The following is a 16,122-nucleotide window of genomic DNA, read 5'->3' on the forward strand; positions in this document are numbered from 1 at the left end:
GATACATACATATGTACATGATCTGTCATTGTAGCCGCCTTAATTATTGTTACGCCTTCCATCTTGCACACTTTTCCTAATAGCTGTCCTACCTCCGCTTGTAGTTTTCCATACATTACTTTACGTCTGTATTTCGGAATGAACACGATATGATATGTGCAATTATACTTGCTATGTGATAAACTTTGATTGTCCATTGGACCTAATCCTCCGTTTCAATTAGTGTGGTTTGCTAGACCTGCACTTATTGTACACCGGAGGTTTTAGTTTATGTTACTCCGTTTATCGCTTCCGCTTTTATTGCTCCCCCAGCTCAGCTGGGGGATTAAGACTGTTTCATTCATATCATAAAACTTAAAAATACCGAAATATTATAGCTGAAATAACTATATTTTCTCCATTTCCATATTCTCTATATGCACCGGTTTACGCCAGGATCAAAGCATATTCGTGTCTCACCCGACCTTCCATTCCGTCATCTGCCTGGTCTCCGAGCTGAAATTCACCCCGATCTTATACAGCTTCCTGCTGTCCGCTGCATAAGGCTCTGCATAATGCATATCCTCGATCTGTTTAAGAGCTGCATCGGCACTCTCGTCACGCTTAAACTCAAAAATGTAGATAAACTGCTTTGTCCTTAGGATACAGTCGATCCTGCCAGTATATGTATGCTGCTCACACTCAACATATTGTCCGAGCAGCGTGAAGGTGATATGAAATACTGTCTGGAAATAATGTTCAAAAGGTGTGTCATTAGCTGTATAAACAATACTTGCAAACAATGCCTTGAAAACATTCATGATAGCTTCGGTATCTCCGTTTTCAACATGCCTCCTCAGTGCAAGCACATCCTTTCCCGAGCCTGATCCGCATTCCCTGACATATTCCGGCATGAGACTCTGCAGGAACGCAAGCCTGACTTAAGAATTGGGAAATCCAAGGGTATATATTCCGTTTTCGTCATAGTCCGTAACAGTAAGATATCCTTTCTGGTAAAGCAGAGGCACAGGATCCGGATTATCTGCCCTGTAATCAGAAAGGATAGTTTCCGTGGACTCGATCGTCTTTTCACTGAACTGCCGCACATCAAAATCCATTTCCTTCAGGCGGTGAACAAGAAATGCAGGCGTTCCTGTCTCAAACCAGAAGTTACCGAATCTCCGTTTCTGAAGAGCAGACAAAAGACTGTAGGGATTATATACTCCGACACCGTCAGCAGAAAAGTGATATCCATCATAGGTCGATCTAAGCTTTCCGATACACTCCTCTAATGTAATGGAGCGCTCATTTGCCATTCTCTCTATTTCAGGTTTAAATCCCGCCAGCATTTCCTCCTCTGTGATACCGCACAATCCGGAATAGTCATCGTCAAAGGAGATATCCTCCAACTGGTTCAGGTCACTGAAGATACTCACCTTGCTGAACTTCGTGACTCCTGTAATAAAAACAAAACGTATATATGCATCCTCACTTTTCAGGGAACTGAAAAAACCCTTGAACACAGCCTTGTTATGCTCCACCAGCTCCCTGTTCCCCATGGTTTCAAGCAGCGGCTTATCATACTCATCCACCAGCACCACACAGCGTTTACCGGTCTGTTCCGAAGCTGCCCTCAGCACTCTTTTGAACCGGTCACCAAGAGAAAGCTTTGCATCAGTTAATGTATGATACTGCTCTTCCCAAAGCATCAGCTTAGCATTAAGAGCGCTTTCAAGCGAATCCCTTTCCTGATAGTCATTACCGTTGAAATCAAAGTACAACACAGGATATTTCTGCCAGGCTTCCGGATCATCCTGTTCCAGCCTCTCGATGGCAAGCCCACGGAACAACTCCCTCTTTCCCTCCCAGTAAGCCTTCATGGTAGATAACAGAAGACTCTTTCCGAATCGCCTCGGACGGCTCAGGAAATAGGGCTTCCCCGTATGGACCAGTTTATAAATATACTCAGTTTTGTCTATCAGCAAATATTTATCCTGAACAATTTGTTCAAAGCTCTGAATACCAACCGGCAGCTTTCTCTCTTCCATAATTTACCCAGTATAATCTTTTTCTGCTCTCATACTCACAGATTCATTTTTCTTTCAATTTCAAAACAAACACGGCGTATGCTTACTCGTCTGAATACCTGTCGGCACCGCAAATCACGTATCTCTTAAATTCCAATCCGCTTCTCATCAAGCTTCTTTTACGATTATCCGGCTTAACTACTCAAGATGTAATATTGGCATTCCTGCCGCAGCACTTCTTGTATTTCTTTCCGCTGCCGCAGGGACAGGGGTCATTAGGATAAACCTTTTTCGTCGAGGTAACCTCTCTGCCGATCACTTCTACAGGCATGGATCCGCTACGGGTCTTTGTGCTATCAGGCATGCTTACGACATTAACGCCCATCTTCTCTAAATTGCCTCTTCCTGTATTTAAAACATTTCCGATAATCGGGTTTACGGGGCTGCCTGTCGGTCCCACCGTTGTTACTTCCTGAGGCATAAGCTGATAAACTTCATCGGTTGTGTGCCCATGCATATGAACATTTCTCGTATTATTATAGACATCGATAACCAGCTTCATGATTTTTCTGATTTCATCCGGATTATCTCTGGGAAAACCTTTTTCATATAATTCTTCCAGATATTCAGGCACATCTTCATCATATGAAAAACCTCTGGCCGCTTCCGTGCACATTGCTGCAGCCTTTTTCTTTTTCCATTTAAGCTTCCGGATAAAGTATTTATACAGTTCAATGTATTGCGGTACATCTGAAGGATACCGGTCTCTTGAATATGCCTCAATGTTTTCAACTGAAGGAATATAGTATCCTATATCCAGCATCCTTTTTTCCAGCTTTTTATAACGATCATCCTTTATAAGATCGTTCTCAACAACCTTATCTCCCACAAGGGAACAGATCGAATAATCCTGTGGGATTTCATGGAAAATGGCTCTGAAAGCGTCGATACCTATGTCCATTCCCGCTTTTTGACTGAATATCCTGTAAAGCTTTTTAATGGGCATCACAGCATAAAACAATCCCACATACCCTAAACAGTCACGAAGCCATCTTGCCTGCCTGTGTGTGCTCCTGAAGCCGGACTTCTTAAGAATTTCATATGCATCTGCTATGTCTCCGGTCACGCCTGCGTAATCGTCAGAATATCCGAGATAATATCCCCGCATGTAAATATTATCGTATTTCTTCCAATCATTTACCTTGAAGAATGTATCTCTTTTTTTAATAGCTTCCTCAAATATATCCAGCTCATCTTCCGTTGCCCATAACAACTGTCGTTTCATGGTATCAGGTGATAAATATCTTTCCGCCAGAGCCTTTGCAAGCTTTCTTTTATCTTTTTCCGCAGTTTGGAAATTAATTTCTTCGGCAGATTCCATTAAATCTTCATAGGATAGATGTTCTAAAAAGCCTTCAAGAGATGAATGTCTGGAACCGGCTCCGGCATTTGAATGCTGCTCTTCGATACTGCTTGTATTAACAATGCCGGAATGGATCGAGTCATTGTTATAGTGATCGGACTTTCTTTGATTCTCAGACATTAACTCAAAATTTTCAGCGAATTCCTTAAAATAGCTTTGAAATGATCTCTCAACATGTGTCCTGCGATTCACAGGAGCATTGCTGTAAAGGATCCCTTTGCCACTATCTATCCTTTCATGAACCTCAGAATAAACGTCAAAAGAAGGACCTTCTTCAACGATAAAGTAATCCCTTCTCATAATCTCATTCACTTCATAAAGACTGCTGAAATAGTCGTCATTTGTATCAAAGACCTGCTTTTCTATCAGAGGAAATACAAGCTCTTTAACATCTCCTGTTACCTTGTCCTTCAAAGTGATACCTTCAATACTTTTTTCTATTTCCAGACGATACCCCGGAACTACATCCTTCATATCCGGAATAGTAAAGGAAAAACTATTCTTAGCATCAAAATACTCATTAATATAATTTTCAGCAGCATCATAAGCTGAATAGTAGTTATTTGAAGGAAGCTTCTTCCCATCCTTATATTCAGAAAACCTCACCTGAGACGAATAAGATTCGAACATATAAGTATCATGAGGAGGAATCTCCAGAATCCCCTCCAGTATGACTGCAAGCTGCGAGAATGTGATATTGGCCGGAACCAGGATTCTTCTCCAGACAGGCGGTTTAATATTTTTTCTTATTGCTTTGATCTGATAAAACTTCATATGTCTCCAATCAATATCCCACTACTTAACCTTCCACTCCGTCATCTGCCTTGTCTCCGAGCTGAAGTTCACTCCTATCTTAATTCCCCGCATAGACCGGGAATAAGCTCTTTAAAAGCCCATACTTGACTTCCTCATTGGGGAATCCCAGGGTATAAGCTGATTTTGCGGCATCATACTCCGAGATCGTCAGATACCCCGTCTGATACAAAAGCGGGATTACATCCGGATTATCATCCCGGTAATCCTTTAGCTCGCTCTTTGTTGCAAATATTGTATTATCTGTAAAACGTCTCGGGTCAAACTGCAGCTTCTTTAGCCGCTCTACAAGAAAAGTGGGGGTTCCTGTTTCAAACCAGTATGCGTCAAATTCCCTGTCCGCAAATGCACAGAGCAGGCTGTAAGGGTTATATACTCCCTCAACCTTTTGATGAAAATGATAGCCATCATATTCCTTCTTAAGCTTAAAAAGACACTCACTGCGGCTCATATCCTGCTCTTCGGCAAGTGCATCGATCTCCGGCATAAAGACATCCGTCATTTCCTGTTCCGTGATACCGCATATCTCCGCATAGTCCATACTCATGGATATATCCCGAAGCTAGTTCAGGTCACTGAAGATGCTCACCTTACTAAACTTCGTGACTCCTGTAATAAAAACAAAACGTATATATGCATCCTCACTTTTCAGGGAACTGAAAAAACCCTTGAACACAGCCTTGTTATGCTCCACCAGCTCCCTGTTCCCCATGGTCTCAAGCAGCGGCTTATCATATTCATCCACCAGCACCACACAGCGCTTTCCGGTCTGTTCCGCAGCTGCCCTAAGCAATTGTCCAAATCTGGCACCAAGGGGCGCATCTTCAGTGGTTTTTCCGTACTGCTTTTCCCACTCTTCAATATGCAGTTTCAGGACTGACTTCAGTGCCACGTTTTCATGATAGTCTGCCTTATTGAAGTCCAGATAAAACACAGGGTATGTCTGCCAGGCTTCCGGATCATCCTGCTCCAGCCTCTCGATGGCAAGTCCCCGGAACAGCTCCTTCTTTCCCTCCCAGTATGCCTTCATGGTGGATAGCAGAAGACTCTTTCCAAATCGCCTGGGTCTGCTTAAGAAATAGGGCATACCCGTATGTACAAGCTTATAGATATACTCCGTCTTATCTACGTAGAGGTTATGGTTTTCAATTATTTTCTCAAAGCTCTGAATACCTACCGGCAGCTTTCTCTCTTCCATCGCTTTTCTCCATTCAATCTGCTTTCTCTGCCATCGTACCCGTAAACACAATTATCTGACTTTTCCAAATCCGGCATGATGTAAGTTTACTTGTTGTACTTAAATGATTTTACTATTGTAAAGACAGGAATATTATAAAAATATCGAAAAATGCTACGATACAAACGGCAGACAATTCTGTCTTAACCTGCTTATATCGTAGCATATTCTTAACTTATAAAAAATGATGTTTTTCTATCCCGGATAATCTTCTACCGCATAAATATCTGCACCGGTACAACCGCAGGATTACATCCTGATCAACCACACATCGTTTACCGGGTCGGCTCCGGTAAGCTTAAAGTCCGTTTGCTCTGTTGTAAGCGCTGCAGATGGCATTGATATTCTTTATGAGAATATACCATGCAACCAGCGGACCGATACCGCACAAAAATGAACCGAGTACATACCACATAAGGATCGTTGTACCGTTTTCCTGAATTGACAGACCGTATCTGTATGAATTAGCGGATAATCTGTTACCGAGCTTATACAGCCAGATAAGAGAATAGATACCGCAGGTGATTATCGAAAGCAGCATGTACTTTACAAGTCCGGCAGTTTCTTCACCGTCTCCGTTGCAGGCGGTGTTCACATCCTCCGCAAGCTTATAAATAAAGAAAAATGAATATATACCGCAGGTAACGATAGTGAGGACTATGTACATCAAAAGACTTCTGTCTTCCTTAAGTCTTAGGCCTCCGTTATAACCGCCGTTTGGGGCATTGTTATATCCCTGGTTATAACCGCCGTTTGGAGCATTATTGTAACCCTGGTTGTTCATTCCGTTTGGAGTATTATTAAAGCCCTGGCTGTTCATGCCATTGGAATCACTGTTATATCCCTGGCTGTTCATGCCATTCTGTGCATTATTGTATCCGTTGTTATAACCATTATTATAACCACTTATATTTCCTGCCATCTGGCGTGCAGCTTCTCCCAGTTCATTCTCAGCACGGTTAAATGCAGCGTTGGCAGCATTAACAGCACCTGCACCTAAGTCTTTTAAATTAACAGAATCGACCGGTTCTCCGCACACAGGACAGAACTTAGCATTATCCTCAATCTGATTTCCACATTTCTGACAAAACATAATGTTTCCCCTCCAAAATTGCAGTTTTGAAAAATTACTCTTTTATTATAGCATAGTTAATCCATTTTTTTATATCACCCGTCGGGATTCTAAAATACTTCGGTTACAGGCATGTAAAACAGAAATACCGGTAATCTTTTTCAAGATCACCGGCACTGTAAAACCAGTCTGAAAACTATACAGCCCTTTCCTGCAGAATTCCAAAACGCAGTTCGTCAAGCATTGCTTTTTTATCAGCCGCTCTCATGAGGGTTTCGCCGATGAGCACGCCGTTAACATTACCCGCTTCCAGCTCAAGGATATCTTCGTGACAGGTTATACCGCTCTCTGCAATGAATAGTACGTCCTCCGGTACTGTTTTTCTCAGATTAATGCTGTTATGAATGTCAACCGTGAAATCCTTCAGATTACGGTTATTTACACCGATTATCCTGGCTCCCGCCCTCACTGCCTTCTGAATCTCCCGCTCGTCGTGGGCTTCAACGATAGCAGATAGACCAAGACTGTCAGCAATCTCCATGTAGGATTTTAATGTCTCCTCATCCAGCAATGCACAGATAAGCAGCACGATCTTCGCCCCCAGAACCTTTGCCTCATAGATCATATAAGGATCGATCACAAAATCCTTCCTGAGACACGGAAGCTTCACGGTCTCTGCAATCTGTCTGAGATACTCATTGTTGCCCTTAAACCATTTTGGCTCTGTAAGTACCGAGATTGCAGCAGCTCCTGCTTTTTCATACTCGTACGCGATCTTGAGATAAGGAAAATCCATTGCGATGATCCCTTTTGAAGGTGACGCTTTTTTGCATTCGCATATGAAGCTCATTCCGGGTTCTCTGAGAATCTTCTCGAAAGGGAAACCCGTATTGGGATCCATAGCCTCAGCTTTTTTCTTCATTTCCTCAAACGACACTAACCTTTTTGCCTTTTCCACCCGTTTAAAAGTGTAGGCGGCAATATCCTCAAGAATATTAGCCATTTTCGTCTTCTCCCCTGTTGATGATTGACTGATTTCAGCCATAGACATTCACACCCAAAAATGTCTGACATCAAATTAAATTACCACATCTGATATTTATATGCAGACATAACTGCATATAATCCTATAACAGCATCGTATCACAAGGAGTTATGATTGTAATCTATCAAAAATGACTGGCAGATATAACAAAAAATCCTCTTTCAGGCACTAAAAAAGGAGCAGATTTACTGCTCCTTTAAAAACAAAGTAACCTTAGCATATCTTTTTCAGCAGAAAAGAAAATCTCTGAAAAAATATTATAGGTTTATCACTTTTAAACTATACTGTTATAACTCAGGGACTATAAGGGTTCCTTTATTAAACGGCTGCTTTCTGCTTCCTGGTCTGAAGTACGTCGATACCCATGATCACAGCGATGGTTCCGATACCGATTACATCTGTAAGAGTTCCCGGATAAAGCATCATAAGACCTGCAACGGCAAGCAATATACGTACTACCATGTTGATCGGCTTAACCGTATAGCCCTCAAGTGCTGCTGAAATCGCGAACATTCCGAGGAAGCTGGTGATAACGATCATCACAACTCCTAAAGCATCTGTATCTATAAGAAGCATAGACGGATTGAGCGAGAATATGTAAGGCACCAGGAATGCTCCTATAGCAAGTCTCGTCGCATTGATAGCTGTCTTCATAGGATCAGCCTTTGCGATAGCAGAACCCGCATAAGCTGCAAGTGCAACCGGCGGTGTGATATCCGCAACGATACCAAAGTAGAATACAAACATATTTGCGCTCAATGCATTAAGTCCCATACCAGTGGTAAGGATCGGTGCACATGTTGTTGCCATGATGATGTAGGTTGCTGTTGTAGGCACACCCATTCCCAGGATGATACAGCAGATCATGGTAAGGAAAAGGGCAATCAGAAGGTTACCGTGTGATACACCAACGATGGCTGTGATGAATACCTGGCCAAGTCCTGTCATGGTAACGACTCCGGCAATGATTCCGGCGATACCGCAGGCAGCTGCAATTGACAGAGTATTTTTCGCACCTGTTACAAGAGCATTGAACATATCCTTCGGAGACATACGGTGATCCTTGTCAAACATACTTACAACTACACAAAGTATGGTGGCAATGATGGCTGCACGGCTCATGGTATATCCGGCACAGATAAGATAGATCAGCGCAATGATAGGAATCAGAAGGTAAATTCTCGGAAGAAGCACCTTCCACTTAGGAAGCTCCTCTTTTGGAATTCCCTTAAGTCCAAGTCTCTTGGCTCGGAGATGAACCATAAGGAAGATACCGGTGAAATAAAGTATCGCTGGCAGAATGGCTCTCACAACGATATTGGAATACGGCACACCGATCATCTCTGCCATAAGAAATGCAGCTGCACCCATGATAGGCGGCATGATCTGTCCTCCTGTAGAGGAAGCTGCTTCAACCGCACCTGCGAACTCTCCCGGGAATCCGGTTTCCTTCATCATAGGGATAGTAACTGAACCTGTGGTAACAGTATTACCAACAGAAGATCCTGAAACCATACCGCAAAGAGCACTGGAAATAACGGAAACCTTTGCGGGACCGCCGGTTGCTGAACCGGCTAAAGCATTGGCACACTGGATAAAGAACTCGGAAATACCTGTTGCTTCCAAGAATGCTCCGAAAATGATGAAAAGTACGATGTAGGTACTGCATACGCCTATAGGAGTACCTATAACACCTGTTGTAGTATAGAACAGGTTGTAAACTATCTTACGTAAAGATGCTCCGGTACTGAAAGCGTAAACCACAAAGAGTGCGGCAACCACAACGATAGGAATACCTGTCACTCTTCGGCAGCACTCGGCAAGAACTATGATACCGATAACACCGAGGATGATCTCTGTCTGGTTGATACGGGTCGCATGATTGATGATCTCACGATTGTTGATTACAAAATAGAAAAAGCTGAAGGAACCTGCCACCGCAAGGATCAGATCATAAAACGGTATGTGGTTCTGCTTCTGTGGCTTCAGATGGTTTTTACCTGACGGATACAATATGAATATGAATACGATAACTATACCAACGAATAAAGGACGTCTGATACGCTCATCCCACACCGCAAAAAGATTCATGTAGATCATAAAAAGCGAGAATAATGCAAGAAGCACCTTGATAACCTTGTCGTAGACACCTTTCCAGGGTCTGACATTTGACTCACGGTCATACTTTTTCATGATCTCATCGACAACTGCCTGAGCTTCAGCAGATTGTCCGCCCTGCGGGATGCTGTTCACACCCACATCTTTTGTTGTGTTGTTTGTTTTTTCTTCCAAAGTTGTGTCCTCCATTCCCATCGGTTTAAAAAAACTTCCACTTCATATATGAAAATCTGACCCGTGAATTCCTGCCGCAAAGATCCCTCAGGCTAATGTCTTTTCCTTCATTGATCCTTAAGGTATGATCAGATACCGTTCCCACAAAATAAGTGAGATCAGGCATCTTCTTATCAAAGCCCGAAACTATCATACTTCCATCCTGCCCGTATTCAAGTTTCTCCCCTTCGGAAAGCTCTGTCTGAACCCCGGCACCAAAACCGTAATAAACGGTTTTCTCCACATATATTCCGTCAGCCTTTATTTCATAATAATCAATGAGCGGGCTCTTGTTTACAGAATGAATAAATCCAATGCTGAAGGTATCTCCAACCCTTACAGGATACATCCCGTACAATTTGCCATCCGATGCATCGGAAACAGCCAGAACTCCGATTCCCACCAATTGAATATAAATAACAACGGTAGCGGTAACCGCTAATAAAGCAATCACCGCCACTAAGATCTTCTTATGATTTATAAACTGATTTTTCATCAGTCAACTGTGATACCCTGCTCTTCATAATACTTCTTAGCACCCGGATGGAATGGAATGGTAATTCCCTTTGTTGCATCTTCAAGGTTAAGAAGCTCGAACTTTGCATGACCTGCAGCAAGAGCGTCCTTGTTATCAAACATAGCCTTGAGCATCTCGTAAACAACATCCTCGGAAAGCTTTGTTGAAGCGATGATAGTTGCTCTTACGGAAACAGTCTTGGCATCTGCATCAACACCTGTGTAGGTGCCGCCGGGAATTGTGGTCGGTGTATAGAAGCTGTACTTGTCCTGAAGTGCCTTGATATGCTCGTCATCAAGCTCTACAAGGTGAACTGCCTTTGTTGTTGAAAGATCAACTACTGCTGTTGTAGGAGCACCTGCAACGATAAATGCTGCATCGATCTTCTCATCCTTAAGAGAATCAGCTGAATCACCGAAGGAAGCATTAACAACCTTGATGTCATCAAAGCTGATGCCGTAAGCATCAAGGATCTGACGTGCGTTGAACTCAACACCTGAACCTGCATCACCAACGGATACTGTCTTGCCCTTAAGATCTGCTACTGTCTTGATATCGTCGGTGCATGTGATGATCTGAACTGTCTCATCATAAAGACCTGCAACAGGTGCAAATGTCTCATAAGCACCTTCGTCAGCGAAAAGGTCTGTTCCTTCGTGAGCATAAGACATAACGTCGTTCTGAACGATAGCGAGGTCTGCATCACCGTCATCGATAAGCTGGATGTTTGCCTTTGAAGCACCGGTTGATGTAACAGTGAGATGAGAATTCTGCATAAGAGGATTCAGAACTGTTGCCATAACACCACCAACTGCATAGTAGGTACCTGTTGTTCCACCTGTACCGAATACAACTTCTTCTCCGGAGTTTCCGGTTGAAGCTGCACCGGCAGCAGCGGTCTCTGCAGCAGCTGCGGCTGTAGTTTCAGCACCTGCAGCAGCCTGAGTTGCTGTTGTAGAACCGCTGGAACCGCATGCTGTTAAAGCACTTGCTGCGAGAACACCTGTCATCACTAAAGACAATAACTTCTTCATAATATTTCTCCCTCTCTGAAGACAAATCATATATTCTTTGTTATGGAATACTGATTTTCCATAACCTTTGCCTCAGGTATTGATTAAAATGATAAAGCCCTGAATGTGTTTTGTCAACCTGTTTTTATATGCATAAAAAATGCATATATTTCACGCGATTCCTGCATAAATCGTATATCTATGCATTGAACGTAAATATATGCATGTTTATGAGTATTATAGTTAAAGGACGCATATTCATATGTCCTTTTACTTTGTTTTGGTTATGTCTGATATTCCCTGTGTTTCACCATCCCTCATAAGTGCTGATCTTATACTTCTGCAGCTTGTACTCATAATTCTCGGGATGATTTCTCCATTCATGTGTAGTCATTCCCACAAATTTCATGAAGTTTCTCTGGAAAGTCGACATCGATGTAAAACCTGTCTCATAGGCCACGGTACGTATAGGTTTGTCAGAAGTCCTCAGTTCCTTGCAGGCCTCATGTATACGTATGGAATTGACATATTCAAGAGGAGAAAGGTGCAGGTTATCATTAAACAGCCGTCTGAAATGTGTTTCCGATAATGCGCAAAGCTCCGCAAGCTTTCCTATGTATATCTCCTCCATAAAATGCGCCTTAATGTAATCTATTGCAGGAGCAAGTCTCTCCATATCTCCGGGTTCTTCCTTAAAGGCATCCTTCTCAACCTGTTCCGATTCAGACGAGGTCTCATTCATACGTATGATGTTGATAAGAAGATCCACCAGATAAGCATCACTCTTTTGCTTATAGAGATTTTTTCTCTCATTCTGCTCTTCAAATATTGAAGCTATATCCTTCATGAGAGCTTCCCCATCACCGGATTTGAAAAAGTAGGGTCTCCTATAGAGCTCATCCAGGGCAGCCCTTGCTTTATCTTCATTTTTTGAGAACATCAGCTTGATCAGTCCTTCACAATCAACAAACAGATATTCCCAAAAGCCCAGTGTTCCGGGATCGGAATTGGTTGTATGAGGATAGTTCGGAGGTATCAGCGTAAAACAGCCCGGTTCAAAGCGGTAAACTGTATTTTCATAAACCATCTCTCCCGTACCCTTATGGCATACCCCGATCTCCAGATAATTATGAAAATGAAGATAGGGTATTCCGTCTCCGTATATTCTTACCCAGGACTGACCCGTAAGTGCAAGCACATAGGAGTCCTCAGGCATTTCGTAATATCTGTATTGCATTTCCTGTTTCTTCTTTGACATACAGGCTATCCCCTTTCTGTAGTTTCAAGCCCTAAATCATTGATTTTATGACTTGTTGATTCAATATGATGCCTTTCCTTAATCATATCATTCAGCAGATCCGGCAATGAACACTGCCGGAGACCATACTGAAAAAACTCTGATCATCCTTAATCTGATAAAACCCCGAAAAAGGGCAGGTTTCCGCAAAAGAAACCTGCCCATAACAACCGGATAATGCTCATCAAACACCCTTAAATTCAAAGCTGAATGTCAATGGACTCTTATTGTCAAGCAGAAACTCTTTATGGGTCATTGCTCCCCATGAATCATCTCCCGCAATGCCCATCTGTTTCATAGAGCATCTGACCACAGTATTCATAACTCTCGGGAGTTCATAGGGATGTCTTGCTTCTTCCAGCTGCTCCGGTGTGAATGGAATAGCAGAAAACTCCATACCATCAGGATCTACTGAACGGAAGCTCATTCCTCTTCCCAGTCTGTCGGTCACAGTAGCCCATCTCACAGCTGTATGATTGCCGGTTTCCTGAGGAACAAGATAAGGTGCCATGGAATCTCCGGCAGTAGTTCTGTAAACTCCAAGTCTTGATCCTGCATTTCTATCACAGTAGTTTTCTTCCGGACCGTTTCCATAAAAGCAGATTTTATCATAATCCGCATCAAGTTTCATCATGAAACCAAACTCAGGCATCGGTGGAAGCGCCTTTCTCGAAGAAGGATCATAGTTCATTGTTACTCTGCAGGTTCCGTCGCCGAACACACTGTAGGTCACAGTCACAAAACAATCCTTCTCCATAGGGAACAGCCAATGTTTAAATGTTACATTAACATGATCCTCAAGCTCCAGAACCTCCGGATAAGCCATAACCTCTTTCTGCCAGCCTTCATCCCCGACTATATTCTTCGGTGTTGTAGTCTGATAAAGGCTTGCCAGCTTCCATACTCCATATCTACCAGGCATCTGATTACCCTCATCATTGGCAGTTGGTGCCCTCCAGAAATTAGGTCTGGGAACAACACCTATCATTTCCTTTCCGCCATAGCGGTAGGAAGTGATTCCTCCTTTAAGCGTAGAGATAAGGATGTCAAAATTTTCACCCTTTACACCTACGTTTACGGAGCCTCTAATTACCTTAAAAGGTTTCTTCAATGAAAGCTCATGCCGTTTTTCCATATCCTCGGCATTAACCCTCACAATTCCCTGACCATACGCTACTTCATGCCCCCTCTTTGCATAAAGTGTATCGTTTTTTAATGTGAAAGATACGTCGACCGTATACTCACCCGCTTCTTCCGGCAGTGTAAACGGCAAATCAAAACTCTTATCTGAAAGAGGCGGAACAGAAACTTCTATCTCTTTTCTCAAAAGCTCTTCACCATATTTATTTAAGGTAACATGGCAGTCAAATGCATTCGCATCTGTAAAAAGATTTCTGTTGAAGACATTGATCTTTCCATCCTGAACCCTGATTCTCAGAGTCTGGAAGTTAAAACGTACTTCCTGCATCTTGCCTTTATATTCATGACGGGTTCCGTCCATGATACCGTTACCGCTGAACTCATAGTCGTTGGGTCTTTCACCGCAGTCACCGCCATATGCCTGATACTCTTCACCAAAGCGGTTTTTGCGTCTCAGAGACTGATCAACATAATCCCAGATAAATCCGCCCTGGTATCTCGGTTCTCTGTCGGATAGCTCTATATACTTGAACATATCTCCGTTGGAGTTACCCATGGAGTGTGTGTATTCGCAAAGAATGAATGGCTTATCTGTATGAGCTTTCAGGAACTTTTCAATGTTTTCAGCCGAAGTATACATCTGGCTGTACATATCCGTAGTTTCCGGATATCTCGGATCATGATCCACTCCCTCATAATGTACAAGTCTTTCATGATCCAGCTCACGGAACTGATCAGCCATCTTTAACGGTACTCTTCCGCCGAAGGACTCATTACCGATGGACCAGATAAGAACCGACGGATGATTCTTGTCAAGCTGGTAGGTACTGTTTATACGATCCGTAAGCATGGGAAGGTACTCTTCTCTGTTGCCGGGAAGCGCATACTCCAAAGGCTTCTGGCCTCTTGCGATCATCTCCCATACGCCGTGAGTCTCCATATTGTTCTCAGCAATCATGTAAAGTCCGTACTCATCGCAAAGACTGTAGATGTAAGAAGCATTCTGATAATGTGAAGTTCTTACGGCATTGATATTGTTACGCTTCATGGAGATAACATCTTCTCTGACGTCTTCGAGAGTAACATTGGCTCTGCCTTTATCTGTATAGAACTCATGTCTGTTGACACCGTTAAATACGATACGCTTTCCGTTCAGCATCATGATTCCATCAACCATTTCAAAACGGCGGAATCCTACTGCCTGCTCGATAATCTCGTTTATATTTCCGTTGTCATCCTTAAGTATCAACTTAAGTCTGTAAAGAGCAGGATTCTCGGCAGACCACAATGCAGGAGCCGCAACATTTCCATTGATCTGAAGATTTCCGGCAGCATTCTTTACAGCTCCCTTCAATACATCCTCACCCTGATAGGTAAGCACATATTCTGTCGAACCGCCTGCTTTTCCGAGATCCAGTGTGATCTCCAATGTTCCTCCGGTAAAAGTATCGTCCAGAAGCGCTCTTACCTTGAGATCATAAACATGAACTTCAGGAACCGTATAAAGATAAACATCCCTGTAAATTCCCGAGAAGCGATAAAAATCCTGATCTTCCAGCCAGCTTGAAGCAGTCCACTTAAAGACCTGTACCGAAAGCTTGTTTTCGCCTTCCTTTATGTAAGGTGTCAGATCAAAATTACTTGAGGTAAAGCTGTCCTCACTGTAGCCCACGAATTTCCCGTTAAGCCAGAGAGCAAAACCCGATTCAACTCCCTGGAAGGATATGAAGAGCGGTTTTCCTTTAAAATCCTCAGGCACAGTAAAGTACTTTACATAACTACCTACAGGATTAAATGCCTCAGGTATCTCACCGGGTTCGATTTCTTCTCTTCCATCCCATGGATACTGTGTATTTACATAAGCCGGAATGTCATAGCCTTCCATCTGAATATGCGCAGGAACACGTATGTCATCCCATGTCTTTGCGTCATAATCTTCCTCGAAAAAACCCGGAATGGTACTTCCGTAATTTTTTGCATATGAGAACTTCCATAAGCCGTTAAGAGAATGTCTGAAACCTGACTCTTTTCTCAAAAGCTCCTCTTCTGTTCTGTATACTACATGGTCTGATGCAGCGGGAAGAACATTTATCTTAAATATCTTTGGATCCTTTACGATGTCGTAATTGAATTTTTCCATATACTCATTTCCTTTTTCGGTTCATAAGTCCCTTGCGCAAGGATATACAATTGCGCAGGGACTTATATTTAAATTCTGTCTTACTGAA

General features: G+C 42.8%; 13 protein-coding genes. All 13 read right to left on the reverse strand.

What is annotated here, in order from left to right; all coding sequences use genetic code 11:
* A partial coding sequence (tnpA, locus tag G625_RS0107255) for an IS200/IS605 family transposase (RefSeq protein ID WP_029200596.1) occupies positions 1–197 on the reverse strand: 197 nt, incomplete at its 3' end.
* Positions 198–455: 258 nt separating this feature from the next.
* Positions 456–893 (reverse strand): PD-(D/E)XK nuclease domain-containing protein, encoded by a 438-nt coding sequence (locus tag G625_RS21140; protein WP_049895786.1) that lies wholly within the window; start codon positions 891–893, stop codon positions 456–458.
* Positions 894–920: 27 nt separating this feature from the next.
* Positions 921–2,027: an ATP-binding protein gene (locus G625_RS18825; protein WP_049895787.1), complete on the reverse strand. Its 1,107-nt coding sequence runs from the start codon at positions 2,025–2,027 to the stop codon at positions 921–923.
* Between the two features lie 181 nt (positions 2,028–2,208).
* On the reverse strand, positions 2,209–4,203 hold the full coding sequence (locus tag G625_RS23225; protein WP_029200597.1) for an SEC-C metal-binding domain-containing protein: 1,995 nt from the start codon (positions 4,201–4,203) through the stop codon (positions 2,209–2,211).
* 79 nt (positions 4,204–4,282) lie between these two features.
* Complete coding sequence (locus G625_RS23635; protein WP_049895788.1) at positions 4,283–4,789, reverse strand: AAA family ATPase; 507 nt, start codon at positions 4,787–4,789, stop codon at positions 4,283–4,285.
* Between the two features lie 15 nt (positions 4,790–4,804).
* On the reverse strand, positions 4,805–5,440 hold the full coding sequence (locus tag G625_RS23640) for an ATP-binding protein (protein ID WP_049895789.1): 636 nt from the start codon (positions 5,438–5,440) through the stop codon (positions 4,805–4,807).
* Between the two features lie 337 nt (positions 5,441–5,777).
* The gene (locus G625_RS0107275) at positions 5,778–6,572 is read right to left on the reverse strand and encodes a DUF4234 domain-containing protein (protein ID WP_029200598.1); all 795 of its coding nucleotides are present in this window, start codon (positions 6,570–6,572) and stop codon (positions 5,778–5,780) included.
* 175 nt (positions 6,573–6,747) lie between these two features.
* Positions 6,748–7,554: an indole-3-glycerol phosphate synthase TrpC gene (gene trpC / locus G625_RS0107280; protein ID WP_029200599.1), complete on the reverse strand. Its 807-nt coding sequence runs from the start codon at positions 7,552–7,554 to the stop codon at positions 6,748–6,750.
* 360 nt (positions 7,555–7,914) lie between these two features.
* Positions 7,915–9,888, reverse strand: coding sequence for a TRAP transporter permease (locus tag G625_RS0107285; RefSeq protein WP_242826610.1), 1,974 nt, complete (start codon positions 9,886–9,888; stop codon positions 7,915–7,917).
* Positions 9,889–9,913: 25 nt separating this feature from the next.
* Positions 9,914–10,423 carry a DUF1850 domain-containing protein gene (locus G625_RS21155; RefSeq protein WP_029200601.1) on the reverse strand — a complete coding sequence of 170 codons (510 nt, stop codon included), beginning with the start codon at positions 10,421–10,423 and terminating at the stop codon, positions 9,914–9,916.
* Complete coding sequence (locus tag G625_RS0107295) at positions 10,423–11,478, reverse strand: TAXI family TRAP transporter solute-binding subunit (RefSeq protein ID WP_029200602.1); 1,056 nt, start codon at positions 11,476–11,478, stop codon at positions 10,423–10,425. Before G625_RS0107295 ends, G625_RS21155 begins: the two co-directional genes overlap by 1 nt.
* Before the next feature lie 286 nt (positions 11,479–11,764).
* Positions 11,765–12,715: a helix-turn-helix domain-containing protein gene (locus tag G625_RS0107300; protein WP_029200603.1), complete on the reverse strand. Its 951-nt coding sequence runs from the start codon at positions 12,713–12,715 to the stop codon at positions 11,765–11,767.
* Between the two features lie 223 nt (positions 12,716–12,938).
* Positions 12,939–16,034 (reverse strand): glycoside hydrolase family 2 TIM barrel-domain containing protein, encoded by a 3,096-nt coding sequence (locus G625_RS0107310; RefSeq protein ID WP_029200604.1) that lies wholly within the window; start codon positions 16,032–16,034, stop codon positions 12,939–12,941.
* Positions 16,035–16,122 lie beyond the last annotated feature (88 nt).

This window comes from Oribacterium sp. NK2B42 (genome assembly GCF_000424445.1).
Classification (GTDB): domain Bacteria; phylum Bacillota; class Clostridia; order Lachnospirales; family Lachnospiraceae; genus Oribacterium.

Bases quoted from the DNA above. Each gene is read 5' to 3' on its own strand.
- G625_RS21140 (WP_049895786.1), bottom strand. From the start codon at position 893: ATGCCGGAATATGTCAGGGAATGCGGATCAGGCTCGGGAAAGGATGTG.
- G625_RS18825 (WP_049895787.1), bottom strand. From the start codon at position 2,027: ATGGAAGAGAGAAAGCTGCCGGTTGGTATTCAGAGCTTTGAACAAATT.
- G625_RS23225 (WP_029200597.1), bottom strand. From the start codon at position 4,203: ATGAAGTTTTATCAGATCAAAGCAATAAGAAAAAATATTAAACCGCCT.
- G625_RS23635 (WP_049895788.1), bottom strand. From the start codon at position 4,789: ATGAGTATGGACTATGCGGAGATATGCGGTATCACGGAACAGGAAATG.
- G625_RS23640 (WP_049895789.1), bottom strand. From the start codon at position 5,440: ATGGAAGAGAGAAAGCTGCCGGTAGGTATTCAGAGCTTTGAGAAAATA.
- G625_RS0107275 (WP_029200598.1), bottom strand. From the start codon at position 6,572: ATGTTTTGTCAGAAATGTGGAAATCAGATTGAGGATAATGCTAAGTTC.
- trpC (WP_029200599.1), bottom strand. From the start codon at position 7,554: ATGGCTAATATTCTTGAGGATATTGCCGCCTACACTTTTAAACGGGTG.
- G625_RS21155 (WP_029200601.1), bottom strand. From the start codon at position 10,423: ATGAAAAATCAGTTTATAAATCATAAGAAGATCTTAGTGGCGGTGATT.
- G625_RS0107295 (WP_029200602.1), bottom strand. From the start codon at position 11,478: ATGAAGAAGTTATTGTCTTTAGTGATGACAGGTGTTCTCGCAGCAAGT.
- G625_RS0107300 (WP_029200603.1), bottom strand. From the start codon at position 12,715: ATGTCAAAGAAGAAACAGGAAATGCAATACAGATATTACGAAATGCCT.
- G625_RS0107310 (WP_029200604.1), bottom strand. From the start codon at position 16,034: ATGGAAAAATTCAATTACGACATCGTAAAGGATCCAAAGATATTTAAG.